At 61.8% G+C, this 20,039-nt stretch carries 21 protein-coding genes; 2 read left to right on the top strand and 19 right to left on the bottom strand.

The annotated features are described in order from the left end of the window. The 5 genes from ccmE to ccmA form a co-directional block, all read right to left on the bottom strand. Positions 1–456 (bottom strand): cytochrome c maturation protein CcmE, encoded by a 456-nt coding sequence (gene ccmE / locus PSH84_RS12685; RefSeq protein ID WP_057448504.1) that lies wholly within the window; start codon positions 454–456, stop codon positions 1–3. Continuing rightward, on the bottom strand, positions 453–629 hold the full coding sequence (gene ccmD, locus PSH84_RS12680) for a heme exporter protein CcmD (protein ID WP_122568989.1): 177 nt from the start codon (positions 627–629) through the stop codon (positions 453–455). The genes ccmE and ccmD overlap by 4 nt, the downstream gene beginning before the upstream one ends. Next, entirely contained in the window at positions 626–1,381 is a 756-nt protein-coding gene (locus tag PSH84_RS12675) for a heme ABC transporter permease (protein ID WP_122568990.1), read from the bottom strand. The genes ccmD and PSH84_RS12675 overlap by 4 nt, the downstream gene beginning before the upstream one ends. A gap of 94 nt (positions 1,382–1,475) precedes the next feature. Then, entirely contained in the window at positions 1,476–2,147 is a 672-nt protein-coding gene (ccmB, locus tag PSH84_RS12670; RefSeq protein WP_305483020.1) for a heme exporter protein CcmB, read from the bottom strand. Further along, positions 2,144–2,779, bottom strand: coding sequence for a cytochrome c biogenesis heme-transporting ATPase CcmA (gene ccmA / locus PSH84_RS12665; protein WP_305470263.1), 636 nt, complete (start codon positions 2,777–2,779; stop codon positions 2,144–2,146). The genes ccmB and ccmA overlap by 4 nt, the downstream gene beginning before the upstream one ends. A 199-nt stretch (positions 2,780–2,978) precedes the next feature. On the opposite strand from ccmA, the gene fliK reads away from it, so the two are divergent. Further along, positions 2,979–4,550, top strand: a complete 1,572-nt coding sequence (fliK, locus tag PSH84_RS12660; RefSeq protein WP_305470261.1) for a flagellar hook-length control protein FliK — start codon at positions 2,979–2,981, stop codon at positions 4,548–4,550. Then, complete coding sequence (locus PSH84_RS12655) at positions 4,547–4,876, top strand: EscU/YscU/HrcU family type III secretion system export apparatus switch protein (RefSeq protein WP_122568993.1); 330 nt, start codon at positions 4,547–4,549, stop codon at positions 4,874–4,876. Before fliK ends, PSH84_RS12655 begins: the two co-directional genes overlap by 4 nt. Positions 4,877–5,337: 461 nt before the next feature. Here PSH84_RS12655 and PSH84_RS12650 read toward each other — a convergent pair whose 3' ends face one another. The 14 genes from PSH84_RS12650 to flhA all read right to left on the bottom strand — a co-directional run bounded on the left by PSH84_RS12650 (position 5,338) and on the right by flhA (position 19,729). Further along, positions 5,338–5,733, bottom strand: coding sequence for a DUF2802 domain-containing protein (locus PSH84_RS12650; RefSeq protein WP_003183966.1), 396 nt, complete (start codon positions 5,731–5,733; stop codon positions 5,338–5,340). A 1-nt stretch (position 5,734) separates the two neighbouring features. Continuing rightward, positions 5,735–6,220, bottom strand: a complete 486-nt coding sequence (locus PSH84_RS12645; RefSeq protein ID WP_305483019.1) for a chemotaxis protein CheW — start codon at positions 6,218–6,220, stop codon at positions 5,735–5,737. Between the two features lie 72 nt (positions 6,221–6,292). Beyond that, positions 6,293–7,168, bottom strand: a complete 876-nt coding sequence (locus PSH84_RS12640; RefSeq protein ID WP_122568994.1) for a CheW domain-containing protein — start codon at positions 7,166–7,168, stop codon at positions 6,293–6,295. 96 nt (positions 7,169–7,264) lie between these two features. Next, on the bottom strand, positions 7,265–8,056 hold the full coding sequence (locus PSH84_RS12635; RefSeq protein WP_122568995.1) for a ParA family protein: 792 nt from the start codon (positions 8,054–8,056) through the stop codon (positions 7,265–7,267). 49 nt (positions 8,057–8,105) lie between these two features. Continuing rightward, positions 8,106–8,990 carry a flagellar motor protein MotD gene (motD, locus tag PSH84_RS12630; RefSeq protein WP_060738632.1) on the bottom strand — a complete coding sequence of 295 codons (885 nt, stop codon included), beginning with the start codon at positions 8,988–8,990 and terminating at the stop codon, positions 8,106–8,108. A gap of 15 nt (positions 8,991–9,005) precedes the next feature. Next, positions 9,006–9,746: a flagellar motor protein gene (locus PSH84_RS12625; RefSeq protein WP_122568997.1), complete on the bottom strand. Its 741-nt coding sequence runs from the start codon at positions 9,744–9,746 to the stop codon at positions 9,006–9,008. After that, positions 9,746–10,873, bottom strand: coding sequence for a protein-glutamate methylesterase/protein-glutamine glutaminase (locus PSH84_RS12620; RefSeq protein ID WP_122568998.1), 1,128 nt, complete (start codon positions 10,871–10,873; stop codon positions 9,746–9,748). The genes PSH84_RS12625 and PSH84_RS12620 overlap by 1 nt, the downstream gene beginning before the upstream one ends. Positions 10,874–10,921: 48 nt before the next feature. Beyond that, a complete protein-coding gene (locus PSH84_RS12615) occupies positions 10,922–13,180 on the bottom strand; it encodes a chemotaxis protein CheA (RefSeq protein WP_305470258.1) in 2,259 nt (752 codons plus the stop codon). Positions 13,181–13,210: 30 nt separating this feature from the next. Then, complete coding sequence (locus PSH84_RS12610; RefSeq protein ID WP_305470256.1) at positions 13,211–13,996, bottom strand: protein phosphatase CheZ; 786 nt, start codon at positions 13,994–13,996, stop codon at positions 13,211–13,213. 18 nt (positions 13,997–14,014) lie between these two features. Beyond that, positions 14,015–14,386 carry a chemotaxis response regulator CheY gene (locus PSH84_RS12605; RefSeq protein WP_064378627.1) on the bottom strand — a complete coding sequence of 124 codons (372 nt, stop codon included), beginning with the start codon at positions 14,384–14,386 and terminating at the stop codon, positions 14,015–14,017. A 166-nt stretch (positions 14,387–14,552) separates the two neighbouring features. After that, the gene (gene fliA, locus PSH84_RS12600) at positions 14,553–15,296 is read right to left on the bottom strand and encodes an RNA polymerase sigma factor FliA (protein ID WP_003184000.1); all 744 of its coding nucleotides are present in this window, start codon (positions 15,294–15,296) and stop codon (positions 14,553–14,555) included. After that, positions 15,293–16,123, bottom strand: coding sequence for a flagellar synthesis regulator FleN (gene fleN / locus PSH84_RS12595; protein ID WP_003184001.1), 831 nt, complete (start codon positions 16,121–16,123; stop codon positions 15,293–15,295). Before fleN ends, fliA begins: the two co-directional genes overlap by 4 nt. A 115-nt stretch (positions 16,124–16,238) precedes the next feature. Then, complete coding sequence (gene flhF / locus PSH84_RS12590; RefSeq protein WP_305470253.1) at positions 16,239–17,588, bottom strand: flagellar biosynthesis GTPase FlhF; 1,350 nt, start codon at positions 17,586–17,588, stop codon at positions 16,239–16,241. 11 nt (positions 17,589–17,599) lie between these two features. Then, positions 17,600–19,729 carry a flagellar biosynthesis protein FlhA gene (flhA, locus tag PSH84_RS12585; RefSeq protein WP_305470252.1) on the bottom strand — a complete coding sequence of 710 codons (2,130 nt, stop codon included), beginning with the start codon at positions 19,727–19,729 and terminating at the stop codon, positions 17,600–17,602. Positions 19,730–20,039: the final 310 nt, after the last annotated feature.

The following is a 20,039-nucleotide window of genomic DNA, read 5'->3' as shown; positions in this document are numbered from 1 at the left end:
TCAGCCCTCCTTCACGGGAGCGGGCGCCGACTGGCCGCTGTCTTTCAAGGCCTTGGTCACTTCCGGCGGCATGTATTTTTCGTCGTGCTTGGCCAGCACTTCGTCGGCCACCACCACGCCATCGGCGTTGAGCTTGCCCAGGGCGACGATGCCCTGCCCTTCGCGGAACAGGTCCGGGAGGATGCCGCGATAGGTGATGGTCACGGTCTTGCTGAAGTCGGTGACATTGAATTTAACGTCCAGCGAATCCCCGGAACGCACCAGCGAGCCTTTTTCCACCATGCCGCCAGCGCGGATACGCGTGTCTTTCGGCGCTTCGCCGTTGGCGATCTGGGTCGGGGTGTAGAACAGATTGATGTTCTGCTGCAGGGCGCTCAGGGCCAGGGCGACCGCGGCACCGACACCCACCAGGATCGCCAGAATGATGACAAGACGTTTTTTGCGAAGCGGATTCACTGACCGTTCTCCCGGCGCAGACGACGCGCCTCTTGTTGCAGATACCGCTTGCGGGCCAGGATCGGCACCGCCACGTTGAGGCCCAGCACCGCCAGGCAAATGCCATAGGCGGACCAGACATACAGGCCATGATGGCCCATGGCGAGGAAATCGCCGAATGAAGCGAAACTCATCGAGCGGCCTCCAGGCTGTTCTGCACTTCGGCCTTCACCCAACTGGCCCGGGACTCGCGCTTGAGCACTTCCAGGCGCATGCGCAGCAATAGCACCGTGCCGAAGAAACAGTAGAAGCCCAGCACCGTCAGCAACAGCGGCAGCCACATTTCGACGGGCATCGCCGGTTTTTCGGTGAGGGTGAACGTCGCGCCCTGGTGCAGGGTGTTCCACCACTCCACCGAGTACTTGATGATCGGGATGTTGATCACGCCGACAATCGCCAGCACCGCGCAGGCCTTGGCGGCACTGTCACGATTGCTGATGGCGTTGCCCAGCGCAATAAGACCGAAGTACAGGAACAGCAGGATCAGCATCGACGTCAGTCGCGCATCCCAGACCCACCACGAACCCCAGGTCGGCTTGCCCCAGATGGCCCCGGTGACCAGCGCCACGGCGGTCATCCAGGCGCCGATGGGCGCGGCGCATTGCAGGGCCACGTCGGCCAGCTTCATCTTCCACACCAGCCCGACCACGCCGCAGATCGCCAACATCACGTAGACCGACTGGGCCAGCATCGCCGTGGGCACATGGATATAGATGATGCGGAAGCTGTTGCCCTGCTGGTAATCCGGCGGCGCGAAAGCCAGGCCCCAGACCAGGCCGGTGCCGATCAGCAACAGGGCGGCGACGCTCAACCAGGGCAGCATCTTGCCGCTGATGCCATAGAACCACTTGGGTGAGCCGAGCTTATGAAACCAGGTCCAGTTCATTGCAGTTTCCATCACGGTTGCGGCTCGTCATCACGAGCCGCCAGGTCTGCCTTAACTTCCGCAGAAGTGGTCAATTCTTGACCAGGCCTCATTATTATTCGCCGACGCTGATCTTCAGGCCAGCGGCTATTGCAAAGGGTGTCAGGGTTATCGCCAGGGCGGTCAGGCTCCCAAGCCACCACAGCAGATAACCGGTCGCGGGCATGCCTTGCAACGCCGCTTGCAAGGCACCACTGCCCAGGATCAGCACCGGGATATACAAGGGCAGGATCAGCAGCGCCAACAACAGGCCACCGCGCTTCAAGCCCACCGTCAACGCCGCGCCCACCGCACCGAGCAGGCTCAGCACCGGCGTGCCCAGCAGCAGCGACACCAGCAGCACCGGCATGCACGCGGCGGGCAAGCCCAGCATCATCGCCAGCAGCGGCGAGAGCAGTACCAGTGCCAGCCCGGAAAAAACCCAGTGTGCCAGTACCTTGGCCAAAACCAGAAGGGCCAGGGGGTGCGACGAAAGGACCCACTGTTCCAGTGAACCATCTTCGAAATCACTGCGGAAAAGCCCGTCCAGCGAGAGCAGGACCGATAAAAGCGCAGCCACCCAGACCAGTCCCGGGGACAAGGTTTGCAACAATTGAGTCTCCGGACCGACCGCCAATGGGAACAACGCGATGACGATCGCGAAGAACACCAGCGGATTGGCCAATTCGGCCGGACGACGAAAGAGCAGGCGCGCCTCGCGGGCCAGCAACAGGCCAAACACACTCATACGGCCCAGTTCCCCAGATCGATGTTGCGATAACCGGACGGCATCCGCGCCAGCGTGTGGTGGGTGGTCAAGAGCACCGTGCCGCCGTTTTCACAGTGCCGGGCCAGGTGTTCCTCGAGCTGCGCGACGCCCTGCTTGTCCAGGGCGGTGAACGGCTCGTCAAGAATCCACAGCGGTGGGCTGTCCAGATACAGGCGCGCCAGGGCCACGCGGCGTTGCTGGCCGGCGGACAGGGTGTGGCTCGGCACATCCTCGAAGCCGCGCAGCCCAACCGCCGCCAACGCCTGCCAGATCGCCTCGCGCCCGGCGGGCGTATGCAGCGCGCAGAGCCAACTGAGGTTTTCTTCGGGGGTCAGCAAATCCTTGATCCCGGCGGCATGACCGATCCAGAGCAGGTTACGGGCCAGTTCGCTGCGCTGGCTGTGCAAGGACTGGCCATTGAGCAACACTTGGCCCGCAGTGGGCTGCATCAACCCGGCGAGCAGACGCAGCAGGCTGGTCTTGCCGCTGCCGTTGGGACCACTGATCTGCACCATGTCGCCAGGCGAGAGTCTCAATTCGAGATTTTCGAAAAGCAGCCGCAAGTCTCGCTCACAGGCGAGGCCAACGGTTTGCAAGAGAGGACTGGTCAAGGGATCGCGGGCCTTATACGGTTCAAGTCGGCGGTGCAGCGGCCGTTAAAGAGGTGCAGCATAGATGCTTTGACGGCCTGTTCCACAGAGCTGCGTCAAACAATTGCAAGGTTTTCGCCACTCCCTGAAAGACGGGCGGCATTATACATGTGATGCCCTACTCTAAAGAGGGCTTATTTTCCCAGGGTAAAGACCGCAGATGACAGGCGACATCAACATCCTGCCGCTGCCCCAGGCCACGGCAACGACGCGTATGCCAGCGGTGACGGGCGAGCTGCTTAAATTGCTGGCACCGGCCGCAGGGCTGATCGGCCCCGGCCAGACCGCCCAGGCCGAAGTGCTGTCGCTCAAGCAGGCCGACCAGACTTTCCAGCTACTGCTCAAGGTCACCCTGGAGAGCGGTCGCCAGACCACCGTGCAAGCCACCAGCACCCAGCCATTGCCCCAGGGCACCAGCCTGGCCGTAACCCAACCGTCCCCCAGCAACCTGACGATTGCCGTGCAACAGGCCGTTGCCTCTAGCGTCGCCACCTTGACGCGCATCGACACGGCGCAGATGCCGGTCGGCACGTTGCTGCAAGGCAAGGTGTTGACCAGCCAGGCGTTGCCATCGTTACCCGGGCAGCCGGCGGTCTATCGGTCGTTGGTGAGCCTGCTCAATACCGCCCAGGCCGGCAGTACCCTGGACATCGACAGCCCCCAACCGCTGCGCATCGGCACACTCTTGAGCGCCCAGGTGCAAGATGCCCAAACGTTGAAATTCGTGCCCCTGAGCAACCGCCAGGAGCAACTGGCGGTGAGCCAGCAACTGGTCACCCAGGTGAGCCGCCAGGGCTCCCTGGACAGCCTGGTCACCGCCCTGCAAAACCTGCCGGTCACCGATGACACTGGCGCCGAGCTGCGTGCCGCGGTGACTCGCTTGCTGGCTGGCCTGCCGGACGTCCAGCAACTGAGCACGCCCAAGGGCTTGGCCCAGGCCATGGTCGCCAGCGGTGTGTTCCTGGAAAGCAAATTGCTCGCCGGACAGCCACCGAGCCTGGCGCCGGACATGAAAGGCGACCTGCTGAAACTGATCGCCCAACTGACACCGGCCCTGCCCGCCTCCACCAACCTCAGCGCCATCATTGCCGCCAATACGCTGGCCCAGACCCTGCCGAGTTTCGTCCGTAGTGCCTTGGGGATGCTCGGTCAGGTCAGCGCCAAGCCGCAACCCACCAGTTTTCCGCTGCCCTCGCGCCTGCTGAAAGAGCAGAACGAAGAAGGCGATCTGGAGCACCTGCTGCGCCTGGCCGCCGCTGCCGTGTCGCGCCTGCAAAGCCATCAGTTGTCGAGCCTGGAACAGACCGGCCTGACCGACGACGGTCGGTTGATGAGCACCTGGCAGTTGGAGATCCCGATGCGCAACCTGCAGGACATCGTGCCGCTGCAGGTCAAGTTCCAGCGCGAGGAAACCCCGCCCCGGGAACAACCCGACGAACGCCGAGAGGAACGCGAGCCGAAACAGCAGCTCTGGCGGGTCGAGCTGGCGTTTGATATGGAACCGCTCGGTCCGCTGCAGATTCAAGCCCAGTTGCTCAGCGGCAGCCTGTCCAGCCAATTGTGGGCAGAACGGCCGTACACCGCGAGCCTGATCGAAAGCAACCTGACAGCACTGCGCGAGCGCCTGGTGACCTGTGGCCTGAACGTCGGCGACCTGGACTGCCACCTCGGCACCCCGCCCCAAGGCCCCAAGACTCGCCTGGAACAACGCTGGGTGGACGAAACCGCATGACAACCCACACCGAACCCCGCCAGGCCATCGCCCTCAAGTACGACGGCCACCACGCCCCGACCCTCACCGCCAAGGGCGACGACGCCCTGGCCGAGGAAATCCTGCGGATCGCCCGGGACAGTGAAGTACCGATCTATGAAAATGCCGAACTGGTGAAGCTGCTGGCACGGATGGAATTGGGGGACAGCATCCCGGAAGAGCTGTACCGCACGATTGCCGAGATTATCGCGTTTGCCTGGAACCTCAAGGGCAAGTTCCCCCAAGGCCACGACCCGAATGCGCCGAGCGTCGAAAAGGATGTGACCGACCGCGGCGATGATTACTGATCACAGCCACAAGAGCGGTGTGTTGGCTGGAACGATCAGTGTGTGAACGCCAGAAAAACCTGTGGGAGCGAGCTTGCTCGCGATGGGGCCCTGTCAGCCAACATTAATATCGACCGATATACCGCTATCGCGAGCAAGCTCGCTCCCACATGGGATCTCTGCGGCAAAGCGCGGGCAATCGTGGCGAGGGAGCTTGCTCCCGCTCGGCTGCGCAGCAGCCGCAAAAACGGGCGATACGGTCTGCCTGGAGGAATGCCGGGGCCTGCTGCGCAGGCCAGCGGGAGCAAGCTCCCTCGCCACAGGGGCGGTGCATTGGCTGGAATGATCAATCTGCAAGCACCAGAAAAACCTGTGGGAGCGAGCTTGCTCGCGATGGGGCCCTGTCAGTCAACATGGATATCGACTGATACACCGCTATCGCGAGCAAGCTCGCTCCCACAATTGGATCGGGATGAAAGCGATCAGCCGCCCTTATGCAGCTTGCTCATCAACTCCGCCTCGGCCTGGGTCAGGCCGCAGGCTTGGGTCAGTTCGTCGACGCTGGCGCCCATGCCCACCAGGCGAGCGGCCTGGGCGAAGGACAGGCTGGAGGGGTCGCGCTGTTCCAGTTGGGCGAGTTTATCCGGCAACGGCGCGACCACAGCACGCAGCTCATGGAGCGCTTCGCCCATGCGCACGGTGCCGTTCTGGTAATCGTCGACGCGCTTGGCCAGGTCCTTGATGCGCTGATCGCGCAGCGCATCGCCCTGGGCCTGCTGAGCGGCGATCTGCCGCTGGCCACGTATGTATGCCAAGAACATCGCCAGCGTGCCTGCCCAGAAAAGGAACAGGACAATGACTGCTACCTCAAGAATCAAATCAGATACTCTCCAGTTCCGACCACTCTTCTTCGCTCATCATCTTGTCCAGTTCAACCAGAATCAGCAACTCGTTGTTCTTGTTGCACACGCCCTGAATAAACTTGGCGGAGTCTTCGTTACCCACGTTCGGCGCCGTCTCGATTTCCGACTGGCGCAGATAAACCACTTCGGCGACGCTGTCGACCATGATGCCAACCACTTGCTTGTCGGCCTCAATGATGACGATCCGGGTATTGTCGCTGATCTCGGCGTTCATCAGGCCGAAGCGCTGACGGGTGTCGATCACGGTGACCACGTTGCCGCGCAGGTTAATGATGCCCAACACATAGCTGGGTGCACCCGGTACCGGAGCGATCTCGGTATAGCGCAGCACTTCCTGAACGCGCATCACGTTGAGGCCGTAGGTTTCGTTATCGAGCTTGAAGGTCACCCATTGCAGAATCGGATCTTCAGAACCCTTTTGAGACGACGCCTTATCATTCATACCCTGACCCCTCGAAAAACCGCCTGTGGCGGCGTGTATTCTGTCCGGCGACGCTGTGCGCCGGCGGTTGTCTTATTTCGGTTTCTGGACCGGCTTCTTGCTGCCGCCCAGGTGTTTTGCCCCGCCGCTGGCGATCAACTCCGCCAGCTCGGAAACGTCCAGCAAGGCGCACATGTGCTCGATCACCGTACCGGCCAGCCATGGCCGTTGCCCTCGATGGCTGCGCCACTTGATCTCGTTCGGATCCAGGCGCAGCGAACGGCTGACCTGGTGCACCGCCAACCCCCACTCATAACCTTGCACCGAAATCACGTACTGCAGGCCTTGGCGAAAATCATCGCGATAACGGTCCGGCATCACCCAGCGTGCCGTATCCAGTACCTTCAGGTTGCCCGCCTGGCTCGGCAGGATCCCGAGGAACCATTCCGGCTGGCCGAACAACGGCGTCAGTTCCTGCCCGGCCAGGGAATAAATCGATCCCAGGCACACCAGCGGCACCGCCAGGGTCAACCCGGCCACATCGAACAACAAACACTCGAACGGCTCGGCAGCCCAGGCCGGACGGTCGTCGCCCGGCACCGGTGGCGGTGGGTTGCTCGGCGGCAAGTGGACTTCCACCACCGGCGTCACCAGCCCTTGCAGCAACGGGGCAACGGTCGAGACCGGCGCCAGGATCGGCGCAGAAGCCTCCATTACCGCCAGTTGAGGCTTGATGAACGGTGCCTCGACCGCCGCGGCCACCACTGACTTCTGTGCGTCACGGGCCTGCTCTTCGAGCACGGCCGCTTGAAATTCATCCAGCACACCCTCGGCTTCGACATGTTCGGGCAACGCCTCGATCACGTTTGGCAGTGGTGTCAATTCTTCGGTCGCTTCCTGCAACAGCCCATCCAGATAGGACTGCAGGGCCATTTGCGGACGCGAGGTTGTCTTTATTGGGCGGCTCATAGGAACAGTGCGCCACTTGAAGAGGTTATCGGCATGAATGCGGCAGGACTTGAGCGTTCGCAAGCGAACACACTGCCAGTGGAAAGCCTCGTCACCTTAAGCCACCTGCTGCGAAACAAGCTGTTGGGCCAGCAGATGCTTGAGTAGTGCTCGGTAGGCCAGCACGCCACGGCTCTTGCCATCGAATTGCGAAGGGGTCACACCGGCGCGGCTGGCATCCCGCAGGCGGGTGTCGACGGGGATATAGCCTTGCCAGATGTCCTCCGGGTACATGTCCCGCAACACACGCAGGGTCCCCAAGGACGCCTGGGTGCGACGGTCGAACAGTGTCGGCACGATGTTGAAGGCCAGTGTCTGTTTGCGCGAGCGATTGACCATCGCCAGTGTATTGACCATGCGTTCCAGGCCCTTGACCGCCAAATGCTCGGTCTGCACGGGAATCACCAATTGCTGACTGGCGGCCAACGCATTGACCATCAGCAGCCCCAGCAACGGCGGGCTGTCGATGATCGCGTAATCGAAATCCTGCCACAGCTGCGCCAGACTCTTGGCGATCACCAGGCCCAAGCCGCTCTGCCCGGGTGACTGTCGCTCCAGGGTGGCCAGGGCGGTGCTCGACGGCAACAGGGAAATCCGCTCGTCGCTGGTGGACAACAGCAATTGCCCTGGCAGGCCCTCGGGCACAACGCCCTTGTGCAGGAACAGGTCGAAGTTGCTGTGCTCCAGGCTATCGGGATCGTAGCCGAAATAGCTGGTCATCGAGCCATGGGGGTCCAGGTCGACGATGACCACGCGCTTGCCCGCCTCGGCCAGCAACCCGGCTAAAGCGATGGAAGATGTGGTCTTGCCCACACCACCTTTTTGATTGGCGACTGCCCAGACTCTCATTCGGATCGTTCCTCCCGGCCGAAACAGGCTCGACCGAGAAATAGCTCGGTTATAAAGCGGGTGACGGAGAATTGACGGCACTCTGTCTTCCCGGCGACTTGACCGGAGCCGGTGCAGTTTGTGTGCCAGCCCGCTTCAATGCCGCATCCGGGGTTGCATTGGCCGTACCGGTACCGGTCAGGCTACGACGTACATCGAGGTTACGCGACACCACCAGCACTACCCGCCGGTTGCGCGCACGCCCCTCGGCCGTGGCGTTGTTGGCCACCGGCTGGAACTCACCGTAGCCCACCGAGGCCAGGCGACCGGGGTTCACGCCCTGCATCGCCAGCATGCGCACAATGCTCGCCGAACGGGCCGAGGACAGTTCCCAGTTGGTCGGGTATTGCGCGGTACGGATCGGCTGGTCGTCCGTGAAGCCTTCGACATGGATCGGGTTGTCGAAGGGTTTGAGGATCGCCGCGACCTTATCGATGATGTTGAACGCCATGTCGCTGGGCATGGCGTCGCCGCTGCCGAACAACAGGCTGGAATTGAGTTCGATCTCGACCCACAGCTCGTTGCCGCGCACGGTCATCTGGTTGGAGCTGATCAGGTCACCGAACGCCGCGCTGATGTCGTCGGCGATGCTCTTCAACGGATCGCTGCTGCCGGCGATACCGGCGTCGACCTGCTCGCTGTCCTTGACCAAGGGCTTGGCCGGCGTGGTGGTCTTGGGCCGCTCCTCACCGATAGGGATCGGCTTGAGGGCCCGGTCGGAATCGGTGAAGACCCCGATCAACGCCTCGGAAATGACTTTGTACTTGCCTTCGTTGACCGACGAAATCGAATACATGACCACGAAAAAAGCGAACAGCAGCGTGATGAAGTCGGCGTAGGAAACGAGCCAGCGTTCATGGTTGACGTGTTCTTCACGATGCCTGCGACGTGCCATGTTCCATACCCCCCATCAGTCCATGAAGCCCTGGAGCTTCAACTCAATGGAGCGCGGGTTTTCACCTTCGGCGATCGACAGGATCCCTTCCAGCAACATTTCGCGATAGCGCGACTGACGCAACGCGATGGACTTGAGCTTGGCCGCGATGGGCAGCAGCACCAGGTTGGCACTCGCCACGCCGTAGATCGTGGCGACGAACGCCACGGCGATACCGCTGCCCAGTTGCGACGGATCGGCCAGGTTGCCCATCACATGGATCAGGCCCATCACGGCACCGATGATGCCGATGGTCGGCGCGTAGCCGCCCATGCTTTCGAAGACTTTGGCCGCTTCGATGTCGCGGCTTTCCTGGGTGTAGAAATCCACTTCCAGGATGCTGCGGATGGCCTCCGGCTCGGCGCCGTCCACCAGCAGTTGCAGGCCTTTGCGCGAGTAACTGTCAGGTTCGGCGTCAGCCACCCCTTCCAGACCCAGCAAGCCTTCCTTGCGAGCGGTCAGGCTCCAGTTCACGACGCGGTCGATACCACCGGCAAGGTCGACACGGGGCGGGAACAGAATCCAGATCAGCACCTGCATGGCCCGCTTGAAAGCGCTCATGGGAGACTGCAGCAGCGCCGCGCCAACGGTGCCACCGATCACGATCAACGCCGCCGGGCCGTTGGCCAGCGCGCCCAGGTGACCGCCTTCCAGATAATTGCCGCCAATGATGGCGACGAACGCCATGATGATGCCAATCAGGCTGAGCACATCCATTACAGGCAGGCCTCAACCAGGTGTCTACCGATGTCGTCCAACCCATACACTGCGTCGGCAAGATCGGCTTTGACGATCGCCATCGGCATGCCGTAGATCACGCAACTGGCTTCGTCCTGGGCCCAGATCGCACTGCCGCCCTGCTTGAGCAGCCGTGCGCCTTCGCGACCGTCGGCACCCATGCCGGTGAGCACCACCGCCAGAACTTTGTCACCGTAGGACTTGGCCGCGGAACCAAAGGTAATATCCACGCAAGGCTTGTAGTTCAGGCGCTCGTCGCCCGGCAGGATTTTCACCGCGCCGCGACCGTCGATCATCATCTGCTTGCCACCCGGCGCCAGCAAGGCCAGGCCCGGACGCAGGATGTCGCCATCCTCGGCTTCCTTGACGTTGATGTTGCACAGCTTGTCCAAACGCTCGGCAAACGCCTTGGTAAACGCCGCGGGCATGTGCTGGATCAACACGATGGGAGCCGGGAAGTTGGCCGGCAACTGGGTCAGGACCCGTTGCAGCGCCACCGGGCCGCCCGTGGACGTGCCGATGGCAACCAGCTTGTAGGCTTTGCGCTTGGGGGCCGGCGACGAGGCACTGGCAGGTGCCGAACGCGTCGGCGCAGGGGCCGGGGCGCTGCGTACAGGTGCCGGATTGAAGCTGCTCGATGCCGTCGGCGTCGGGCTTGGCGCCGCAACCGGGGCTGGCGCCGGTGCGCTGTAGGCACCGACACGGCGATTGCTGCGGGAAATGCTGTGGACCTTTTCGCACAGCAACTGCCGGACCTTGTCGGGGTTGCGCGAAATGTCTTCGAAATTCTTCGGCAGGAAATCCACCGCCCCGGCGTCCAGCGCATCGAGAGTCACCCGGGCGCCTTCGTGGGTCAGGGACGAGAACATCAAGACCGGGGTCGGGCAGCGCTGCATGATATGCCGCACGGCCGTGATGCCATCCATCATCGGCATCTCGTAGTCCATGGTGATCACGTCCGGCTTGAGTGCCAGGGCCTGATCGATCGCCTCTTTGCCATTAGTCGCGGTACCGACGACCTGAATACTCGTGTCCGCCGAAAGAATTTCCGAGACACGGCGACGGAAAAACCCCGAATCGTCCACCACCAGGACTTTAACTACCATAAACACTCCGTTAGACGAGGCGCGGCCCTGGGCCACGCCCCTCCAGAATCAAATACGCCGGGCGGCGTAACGCTTGAGCATGCTTGGCACATCGAGAATCAACGCGATGCGGCCGTCGCCGGTGATGGTGGCGCCGGACATGCCCGGTGTGCCCTGGAGCATCTTGCCCAACGGCTTGATGACCACTTCTTCCTGGCCCACCAACTGGTCGACGACGAAGCCGATCCGCTGGGTGCCCACCGAAAGGATCACCACATGGCCTTCGCCCTGCTCCACATGAGCCGCGGAGCTGACCAGCCAGCGCTTGAGGTAGAACAGCGGCAATGCCTTGTCCCGTACGATCACCACTTCCTGGCCGTCCACCACGTTGGTGCGCGACAGGTCGAGGTGGAAGATCTCGTTGACGTTGACCAGCGGGAAGGCGAAGGCCTGGTTGCCCAGCATCACCATCAGGGTCGGCATGATCGCCAGGGTCAACGGAACCTTGATGACGATCTTCGAGCCCAGGCCCTTGGTCGAGTAGATATTGATCGAGCCGTTGAGCTGGGAAATCTTGGTTTTCACCACATCCATGCCCACACCACGGCCCGACACGTCGGAAATCTCGGTTTTGGTCGAGAACCCCGGGGCGAAGATCAGGTTGTAGCACTCGGATTCGCTCAGACGGTCAGCCGCATCCTTGTCCATCACACCGCGTTTCACCGCGATGGCACGCAGTACATTCGGGTCCATGCCTTTGCCGTCGTCGGAGATCGACAGCAGGATGTGGTCGCCCTCCTGCTCGGCGGCCAGGATCACCTTGCCGCTGCGGACCTTGCCCGAGGCTTCGCGCTCTTCCGGCGACTCGATGCCGTGGTCGACCGCGTTGCGCACCAAGTGGACCAGCGGGTCGGCCAGGGCTTCGACAAGGTTCTTGTCGAGGTCGGTCTCTTCACCCACCAGTTCCAGGTTGATTTCTTTCTTGAGCTGGCGAGCCAGATCGCGAACCAGGCGCGGGAAGCGCCCGAAGACTTTCTTGATCGGCTGCATGCGGGTCTTCATGACCGCGGTCTGCAGGTCTGCCGTGACCACGTCGAGGTTCGACACGGCTTTGGACATGGCTTCGTCCTGGCTGTTGAGGCCCAGGCGCACCAGTCGGTTACGCACCAGCACCAATTCGCCGACCATGTTCATGATCTCGTCCAGGCGTGCGGTGTCGACTCGAACGGTGGTCTCGGCTTCGCTGGCTGGTTTTTCCGCTGGCGCCGCCGCCGGAGCACGGGCGGGTGCCGGGGCAGCAGCGGCAGCGGCAGGCTTGGCGGGCTCGGCCTTGGGCTCCGGTGCCTTGGCAGCGGGTTTGGGCGCAGCCTTGGCCGCTGGCGCAACGGTAGCGGCAGCAGGCGCAGCGGCAGCCGTACCGACTTCGCTGAACTTACCCTTGCCATGCAGCTCATCGAGCAGCGATTCGAATTCCTGGTCGCTGATCAGGTCGCTACCCGCGGCAGCGGCGGCGGGCTTGGCCGGCGTCGGTGCCGAAGCGATGGCCGAATCCAGCGCGTCAACGGCAAAGGTGCCCTTGCCATGCAACTGGTCGAGCAAGGCTTCGAATTCATCATCGGTGATGTCCGAGCTGTCGCCCGCCGCTTTCGGGGCGGCCGGGGCCGTCGGCGGAACGACCGCATCCGGCGCGAACTGACCCTTGCCGTGAAGCTGGTCGAGCAGCGACTCGAACTCGGCATCGGTGATTTCATCGCTGGCCGCCCCACCGGCGGCTTGCGCAGCAGGTGCAGCCGGAGCGGCTGGTGCCTCGGCCTGGGCCTTGACGGTATTCAGGGAGTCCAGCAGCTGTTCGAATTCGTTATCGGTGATGTCGCCCGATTCTTCGGCGACCGGCTCTTCAACCACCGCCTCGACAATCGGCGCCGCTTCGTCAGCCGATTGCGGCTCGGCCAGGCGCGATAGCGCGGCAAGCAGCTCGGGGGTGGCAGCCGTGATCGGCGAGCGCTCACGCACTTCACTGAACATGCTGTTGACCGCATCCAGCGCTTCGAGCACCACGTCCATCAGTTCCGAATCCACGCGGCGCTCACCCTTGCGCAGGATATCGAACACGTTTTCGGCAATGTGGCAGCACTCCACCAGCTCGTTGAGCTGGAGGAAGCCGGCGCCTCCTTTTACAGTGTGGAAACCGCGAAAAATTGCATTGAGCAGATCCGCATCATCAGGTCGGCTTTCCAGCTCGACCAGCTGTTCGGACAGTTGCTCTAGAATCTCGCCGGCCTCAACCAGGAAATCCTGAAGGATCTCTTCATCGGCGCCGAAGCTCATTAATGGCTGCTCCTAAAACAGGGCTAAAACTCAGAATCCAAGGCTGGACAGCAAATCGTCCACATCGTCCTGACCGGACATAACGTCTTCTCTTTTATCGGCATGAATTTGCGGACCTTCACCCTGAGAGAGATGTTTTTGTGGATCTTTTTCAGCAAGCATCGCTTCACGGTCGTGTTCGATGCCTGCAAAGCGGTCGACCTGGCTGGCCATCAACACCAGTTTGAGCAGGTTGCTTTCCACTTCGGTGACCAATTGGGTCACACGCTTGATCACCTGGCCGGTCAGGTCTTGATAGTCCTGGGCCAGCAGAATGTCGTTGAGGTTGCTTGCCACGGCGCGGTTCTCGGTGCTGCTGCGCGCCAGGAAACCGTCGACCCGACGGGCCAGCTCCCGAAACTCTTCAGCACCGACTTCGCGACGCATGAACCGGCCCCAGTCGGTGCTCAAGGCCTGGGCTTCTTCACTCAGGCCGTTGACCAGCGGCGTTGCACTTTCCACCAGGTCCATGGTGCGGTTCGCCGCGGCCTCGGTCAGCTTGACCACATACCCCAGGCGCTCGGTGGCGTCGGTGATCTGCGAGACTTCCTCGGCCTGCGGCATGTGCGGGTCGATCTGGAAATTGACAATCGCGCTGTGCAGTTCACGCGTGAGCTTGCCCACTTCCTGATACAGACCGCGGTCACGGGTCTGGTTGAGCTCATGGATCATTTGAACCGCATCGCCAAAGCGACCTTTTTCAAGGCTGTCGACCAGTTCGCGGGCATGTTTTTTCAGGGTCGATTCGAAATCGCCCATTGAAGATTCGTTGTCCATAGCTCCCCCGTGGCGCAGTTAACCGATGCGTTCGAAGATTTTTTCGATCTTCTCTTTCAACGCCTGGGCCGTGAAGGGTTTGACCACATAGCCGTTTACACCGGCCTGGGCCGCTTCGATGATCTGCTCGCGCTTGGCTTCGGCAGTGACCATCAGCACCGGAAGATGCTTGAGCTTTTCGTCGGCGCGCACATGGCGCAACAAGTCGATACCGGTCATGCCGGGCATGTTCCAGTCAGTCACCAGAAAGTCGATGCTCCCGCTGTTGAGGACCGGAATGGCTGTGACGCCATCATCCGCCTCGACCGTGTTGGTGAACCCAAGGTCACGCAACAGGTTTTTTATGATCCGCCGCATCGTTGAGAAGTCATCAACGATGAGGATTTTCATGTTCTTGTCCAATTCGACCTCCAAGCAGTCTTAAACGCGCCCAGCACCTGGACGCGCCATTTCAATCAATCCGGCACAACACTCGACAACGGTCCGGAGCACAACGGATGGAGACTGGCGCAGTACCTGCCAGGCCAGCCTCGTCGCAGTGTCCCCACACTGCCTGTCAACGCGCTCGCCACTCCCCCAAACGCCCCCGCAAACGGGCCGCGCACTGGCTGTGTAACTGGCTGACCCGCGATTCGCTGACCCCCAGGACCTCACCGATTTCCTTGAGGTTCAGCTCTTCGTCGTAGTACAGCGCCAAGACCAGTCGCTCACGCTCCGGCAAATTGGCAATCGCATCCGCCAGCGCGCTCTGGAAACGTTCATCTTCCAGGTCACGCGATGGCTCCATGTGAGCACTCGCGCCATCCTCGTGCAGCCCTTCGTGTTCGCCGTCCTGCAGCAGGTCGTCGAAACTGAACAGGCGGCTGCCCAAGGTATCGTTCAAAATCCCGTAATAATCATCGAGACTTAACTGGAGTTCGGCAGCAACTTCGTGATCTTTAGCGTCACGCCCGGTTTTCGCTTCAATTGCCCGAATCGCGTCACTGACCATGCGGGTATTGCGGTGCACCGAACGCGGCGCCCAATCGCCCTTGCGGACTTCATCGAGCATCGCCCCGCGAATGCGAATACCGGCATAGGTCTCGAAACTGGCGCCTTTGCTGGCGTCGTATTTGTTCGACACTTCAAGCAGGCCGATCATGCCGGCCTGGATCAAGTCCTCGACCTGGACACTGGCCGGCAACCGCGCCAGCAAGTGGTAGGCGATACGCTTGACCAGTGGCGCATAACGCTCGATCAATTCGTATTGGGCGTCCCGTGCCGATTTTTTGTAGAGATGGTTGTAACCGCTGGCTGTCATAGCACGGGCCCTGCTGTTTGTTGCACAAGACGTTCGACGAAAAACTCCAGATGCCCGCGAGGATTGGCCGGCAATGGCCAGGTATCGACCTTCTGGGCGATCGCCTTGAACGCCAGCGCGCATTTGGAACGTGGAAAGGCTTCATAGACGGCACGTTGCTTCTGGACGGCCTTGCGCACGCTTTCGTCGTAAGGCACCGCGCCGACGTATTGCAGGGCGACGTCCAGGAAGCGATCGGTGACCTTGGTCAACTTGGCGAACAGGTTGCGTCCTTCCTGCGGGCTCTGGGCCATGTTGGCCAGGACGCGGAAGCGGTTCATGCCATAGTCGCGGTTCAGCAGTTTGATCAGGGCGTAGGCGTCGGTGATGGACGTCGGTTCGTCGCAGACCACCAGCAGCACTTCCTGGGCGGCGCGCACGAAACTGACGACCGAGTCGCCAATGCCGGCCGCGGTATCGATCACCAGCACATCGAGGTTGTCGCCGATGTCGCTGAAAGCCTGGATCAGGCCCGCGTGTTGGGCTGGGGTCAGGTGAACCATGCTCTGGGTGCCGGAGGCAGCCGGCACGATACGAATCCCGCCTGGCCCCTGCAACAGCACGTCGCGCAGTTCGCAGCGGCCTTCGATCACGTCCGCCAGGGTGCGTTTGGGGGTAAGCCCCAGCAGCACGTCGACGTTCGCCAGGCCCAGGTCGGCGTCCAGCAGCATGACCCGTCGGCCAAGCTCTGCCAGAGCCAGGGACAAGTTCACTGACACGTTAGTCTTCCCGACGCCACCTTTGCCGCCGGTCACCGCGATCACCTGTACGGGATGCATGCTGCCCATGTTCGTTCTTTACCTTGTCTTCTTAGACGGAGGCCACATTACTGGCTGCGCGTTCGCATAAGGAACAATGCATGGCAGACCATCGATGTAGGTACAAAAAATATTCATGATTACCTCAGCCGACCTGCTTGCTCGGGCTGTGGTAGATGTCAGCGAACATGTCAGCCATGGCTTCTTCGCTGGGTTCTTCCTGCATTTGCACACTCACGGCACGACTGACCAGTTGATGACGGCGCGGCAGATGCAAATCATCCGGGATCCGCGGCCCATCGGTCAGGTAGGCCACCGGCAGTTCATGACCGATCGCCAGGCTCAACACCTCGCCCAGGCTTGCCGTTTCGTCCAGCTTAGTCAGGATGCAGCCGGCCAGTCCGCAGCGTTTGTAGCTGTGGTATGCGGCGGTTAGAACCTGTTTCTGGCTGGTGGTTGCCAACACGAGATAATTTTTTGACTTGATACCGCGTCCGGCCAGGCTTTCGAGCTGCATGCGCAGGGCTGGATCGCTGGCTTGCAGGCCCGCGGTATCGATCAGCACAACGCGTTTGCGCAGCAACGGCTCCAGCGCCTGGGCCAGGGATTGGCCCGGATCCACATGGGTCACCGACACATTGAGGATCCGGCCCAGGGTCTTGAGTTGTTCCTGGGCACCGATGCGGAAACTGTCCATGCTCACCAGGGCGATGCTCTGGGCGCCGTACTTGAGTACATAACGGGCGGCGAGCTTGGCCAGGGTGGTGGTCTTGCCCATGCCGGCAGGACCGACCATGGCAATCACTCCGCCCTCTTCCAGTGGCTCGACTTCCGGCGTGGAGATCATCCGCGCCAGGTGCGCCAGCAACATGCGCCAAGCCTGGCGCGGTTCTTCGATACCATTGATCAGCGCCAGCAGGTCCCGGGACAACGGGCCGGACAGGCCGATGCGTTGCAGGCGACGCCACAGGTTGGCCTGGGCCGGACGGCTGCCTTGCAGCTGGTTCCAGGCCAGGGAGCCGAGCTGGACTTCCATCAGCTCGCGCAGGCTGTTGAGTTCAAAGCGCATCGAGTCCAGGGCGCGCGGATCGACCCCGCGGGCAGGCGCGGCGGGAGCCGGTTCCGGACGACGCGGTTCGGCCTGGGCCTGCTCCATTAGCGGTTCGGCGGCGGTCAAGGGCAGGCCGGCGGTCAGCGGCTGACCGGCGAACAATTGACGATTGGTGCCCGCGGCACCCTCGCCTTCGCTGCTGCGCAGGCTCAGTTCGGCCTGGGCGCTGGCGATGCGCGATTGGGTCTTGCGCAGCTCATCTTCGAGCTCCATGTTCGGAACCCGCGGGGCCAGCGCAGACAGTTTGTAATCCAGGGCCGCCGTCAGCTCGACACCGCCGGCGATACGACGGTTGCCAATGATGGCTGCTTCAGCGCCCAGCTCGTCACGAACCAGTTTCATGGCCTGACGCATGTCGGCGGCGAAAAAACGCTTCACTTGCATAAACCACTACCTCAGCCGTTGGGCCCTACTGTCGCAACGATGGTCACTTGCTTGTTGTCCGGTATTTCCTGGTACGCCAGCACATGCAGCCCCGGGACCGCGAGGCGCCCGAATCGCGAGAGCATCGCGCGAATCGGACCGGCCACCAGCAGGATCACCGGTTGGCCTTGCATCTCTTGCCGCTGGGCTGCTTCGATCAGCGAACGCTGCAGCTTCTCGGCCATGCTTGGCTCCAGCAGGACACCCTCTTCCGAGCCTTGTCCTGCCTTCTGCAGACTATTGAGCAATATCTGTTCCAACCTTGGCTCCAAGGTGATCACAGGCAGCTCAGACTCAGTGCCTACAATGCTTTGGACGATTGCGCGGGACACGCCGACCCGAACCGCAGCCACCAAGGCGGCGGTATCTTGACTCTTGGCGGCGTTGTTGGCGATGGCCTCGGCGATACTGCGTATGTCGCGCACGGGCACTTGTTCGGCCAGCAGCGCCTGCAGCACCTTGAGCAACTGCGACAAGGAAACCACGCCTGGCACCAGCTCTTCGGCCAGCTTCGGCGAGCCTTTGGCCAGTACTTGCAGGAGTTGCTGGACTTCTTCGTGGCCAATCAGCTCACTGGAGTGCTTGTACAGGATCTGGTTCAAGTGGGTCGCCACCACGGTACTGGCGTCCACCACGGTATAACCGAGGGACTGGGCCTGGGCCCGCTGGCTGATTTCGATCCACACCGCTTCCAGGCCGAAAGCCGGATCCTTGGCGGTGATGCCGCTGAGGCTGCCGTAGACCTGGCCGGGGTTGATCGCCAATTCGCGGTCGGGATAGATCTCGGCTTCGGCCAGAATCACCCCCATCAAGGTCAGGCGATAGGCGCTCGGCGCTAGGTCAAGGTTGTCGCGGATATGCACGGTAGGCATCAGGAAGCCCAGGTCTTGGGAGAGCTTCTTGCGCACCCCCTTGATCCGCGCCAGCAACTGCCCACCCTGATTGCGGTCGACCAAGGGAATCAGGCGATAGCCGACTTCCAGGCCGATCATGTCGATCGGGGTCACGTCGTCCCAGCCCAGTTCCTTGGTTTCCATGGCGCGGGCCGGCGACGGCAGCAGTTCCTGCTGGCGCTTGACCTCTTGCAGGGCCTGGACCTTCTGCACGTTCTGCTTCTTCCAGAACCAGTAGGCACCACCGGCTGCCATGGCCGCCATGCTCAGGAAGGAAAAGTGCGGCATCCCCGGCACCAGCCCCATCACCGCCATCAGGCCGGCGGCAACGGCCAGGGCCTTGGGCGAGGCAAACATCTGCCGGCCAATCTGCTTGCCCATGTCTTCGGAGCCCGAAGCACGGGTCACCATGATCGCGGCGGCTGTGGATAACAACAGTGATGGCAATTGCGCCACCAAACCGTCACCAATGGTCAACAAGGCGTAGACCTTGCCGGCATCGCCGAAGGTCATGCCATGTTGGAAAATACCGACGGCCATGCCGCCGATCAGGTTGATGAACAGAATCAACAGGCCGGCGATGGCGTCACCGCGTACGAATTTGCTGGCACCGTCCATGGAACCGTAGAACTCGGCTTCCTGGGCCACTTCCAGGCGACGCAGCTTGGCCTGGCTCTGATCGATGAGGCCGGCGTTGAGGTCGGCGTCGATCGCCATCTGCTTGCCGGGCATCGCATCGAGGGTGAAACGCGCGCTCACCTCGGAAATCCGCCCGGCGCCCTTGGTCACCACGACGAAGTTGATGATCATCAAAATGGCGAAGACCACGATACCGACCACGTAGTTACCGCCAATCACCACCTCACCGAAGGCCTGGATCACCTTACCAGCGGCGGCGTGACCTTCCTGGCCATGGAGCATCACCACCCGGGTCGACGCCACGTTCAGCGCCAGGCGCATCAGCGTCGCCACCAGCAGAATGGTCGGGAACACCGCAAAATCCAGCGGCCGTAGGGCGTATACGCACACCAGCAGCACCACGATCGACAGGGCGATGTTGAACGTGAAGAACACGTCCAGCAGAAACGGCGGCACCGGCAACATCATCATGGCGAGCATGACCAGCAGCAAGATCGGCACGCCCAGATTGCCCCGGCTGAGGTCGGCTACATTGCTGCGCGCGGTGCTGAGTAACTGAGAACGATCCACCAATAATCCCCGTGCCTGTGAAGCAAACTTTTGACGCCCGGAGGGGGCGCAGGCGGGGTATTGCAAGAAGCCTTCCAACTTTTGTCGACGGCTGAAATAGAGGGGCTGAAGCGAATTTAACCCTGTGGGAGCGAGCTTGCTCGCGATAGCGATTTGTCAGTCAACATCTGTATCGACTGGATAATCGCAATCGCGAGCACGCTCGCTCCCACAGATAATGCTGCTCACTTAAGACAAACGACGAACCTGTGGCGAGGGAGCTTGCCCCCGCTGGGCCCCGTAGCGGCCCCGAAACCAGCCAAATGCGCAG

Origin of the sequence: Pseudomonas beijingensis (genome assembly GCF_030687295.1) — a bacterium.
Taxonomy (GTDB): Bacteria; Pseudomonadota; Gammaproteobacteria; order Pseudomonadales; family Pseudomonadaceae; genus Aquipseudomonas; species Aquipseudomonas beijingensis.
Note: the sequence above shows the minus strand (reverse complement) of the source record. Positions and strands in the feature narration are given on the sequence as shown.

What these genes read in the sequence shown, in the direction of transcription:
- ccmD (WP_122568989.1), bottom strand. Translation starts at nt 629, where the DNA reads ATGAGTTTCGCTTCATTCGGCGATTTCCTCGCCATGGGCCATCATGGC.
- PSH84_RS12675 (WP_122568990.1), bottom strand. Translation starts at nt 1,381, where the DNA reads ATGAACTGGACCTGGTTTCATAAGCTCGGCTCACCCAAGTGGTTCTAT.
- ccmB (WP_305483020.1), bottom strand. Translation starts at nt 2,147, where the DNA reads ATGAGTGTGTTTGGCCTGTTGCTGGCCCGCGAGGCGCGCCTGCTCTTT.
- fliK (WP_305470261.1), top strand. Translation starts at nt 2,979, where the DNA reads ATGACAGGCGACATCAACATCCTGCCGCTGCCCCAGGCCACGGCAACG.
- PSH84_RS12655 (WP_122568993.1), top strand. Translation starts at nt 4,547, where the DNA reads ATGACAACCCACACCGAACCCCGCCAGGCCATCGCCCTCAAGTACGAC.
- PSH84_RS12645 (WP_305483019.1), bottom strand. Translation starts at nt 6,220, where the DNA reads ATGAATGATAAGGCGTCGTCTCAAAAGGGTTCTGAAGATCCGATTCTG.
- PSH84_RS12640 (WP_122568994.1), bottom strand. Translation starts at nt 7,168, where the DNA reads ATGAGCCGCCCAATAAAGACAACCTCGCGTCCGCAAATGGCCCTGCAG.
- PSH84_RS12635 (WP_122568995.1), bottom strand. Translation starts at nt 8,056, where the DNA reads ATGAGAGTCTGGGCAGTCGCCAATCAAAAAGGTGGTGTGGGCAAGACC.
- motD (WP_060738632.1), bottom strand. Translation starts at nt 8,990, where the DNA reads ATGGCACGTCGCAGGCATCGTGAAGAACACGTCAACCATGAACGCTGG.
- PSH84_RS12625 (WP_122568997.1), bottom strand. Translation starts at nt 9,746, where the DNA reads ATGGATGTGCTCAGCCTGATTGGCATCATCATGGCGTTCGTCGCCATC.
- PSH84_RS12620 (WP_122568998.1), bottom strand. Translation starts at nt 10,873, where the DNA reads ATGGTAGTTAAAGTCCTGGTGGTGGACGATTCGGGGTTTTTCCGTCGC.
- PSH84_RS12615 (WP_305470258.1), bottom strand. Translation starts at nt 13,180, where the DNA reads ATGAGCTTCGGCGCCGATGAAGAGATCCTTCAGGATTTCCTGGTTGAG.
- PSH84_RS12610 (WP_305470256.1), bottom strand. Translation starts at nt 13,996, where the DNA reads ATGGACAACGAATCTTCAATGGGCGATTTCGAATCGACCCTGAAAAAA.
- PSH84_RS12605 (WP_064378627.1), bottom strand. Translation starts at nt 14,386, where the DNA reads ATGAAAATCCTCATCGTTGATGACTTCTCAACGATGCGGCGGATCATA.
- fliA (WP_003184000.1), bottom strand. Translation starts at nt 15,296, where the DNA reads ATGACAGCCAGCGGTTACAACCATCTCTACAAAAAATCGGCACGGGAC.
- fleN (WP_003184001.1), bottom strand. Translation starts at nt 16,123, where the DNA reads ATGGGCAGCATGCATCCCGTACAGGTGATCGCGGTGACCGGCGGCAAA.
- flhF (WP_305470253.1), bottom strand. Translation starts at nt 17,588, where the DNA reads ATGCAAGTGAAGCGTTTTTTCGCCGCCGACATGCGTCAGGCCATGAAA.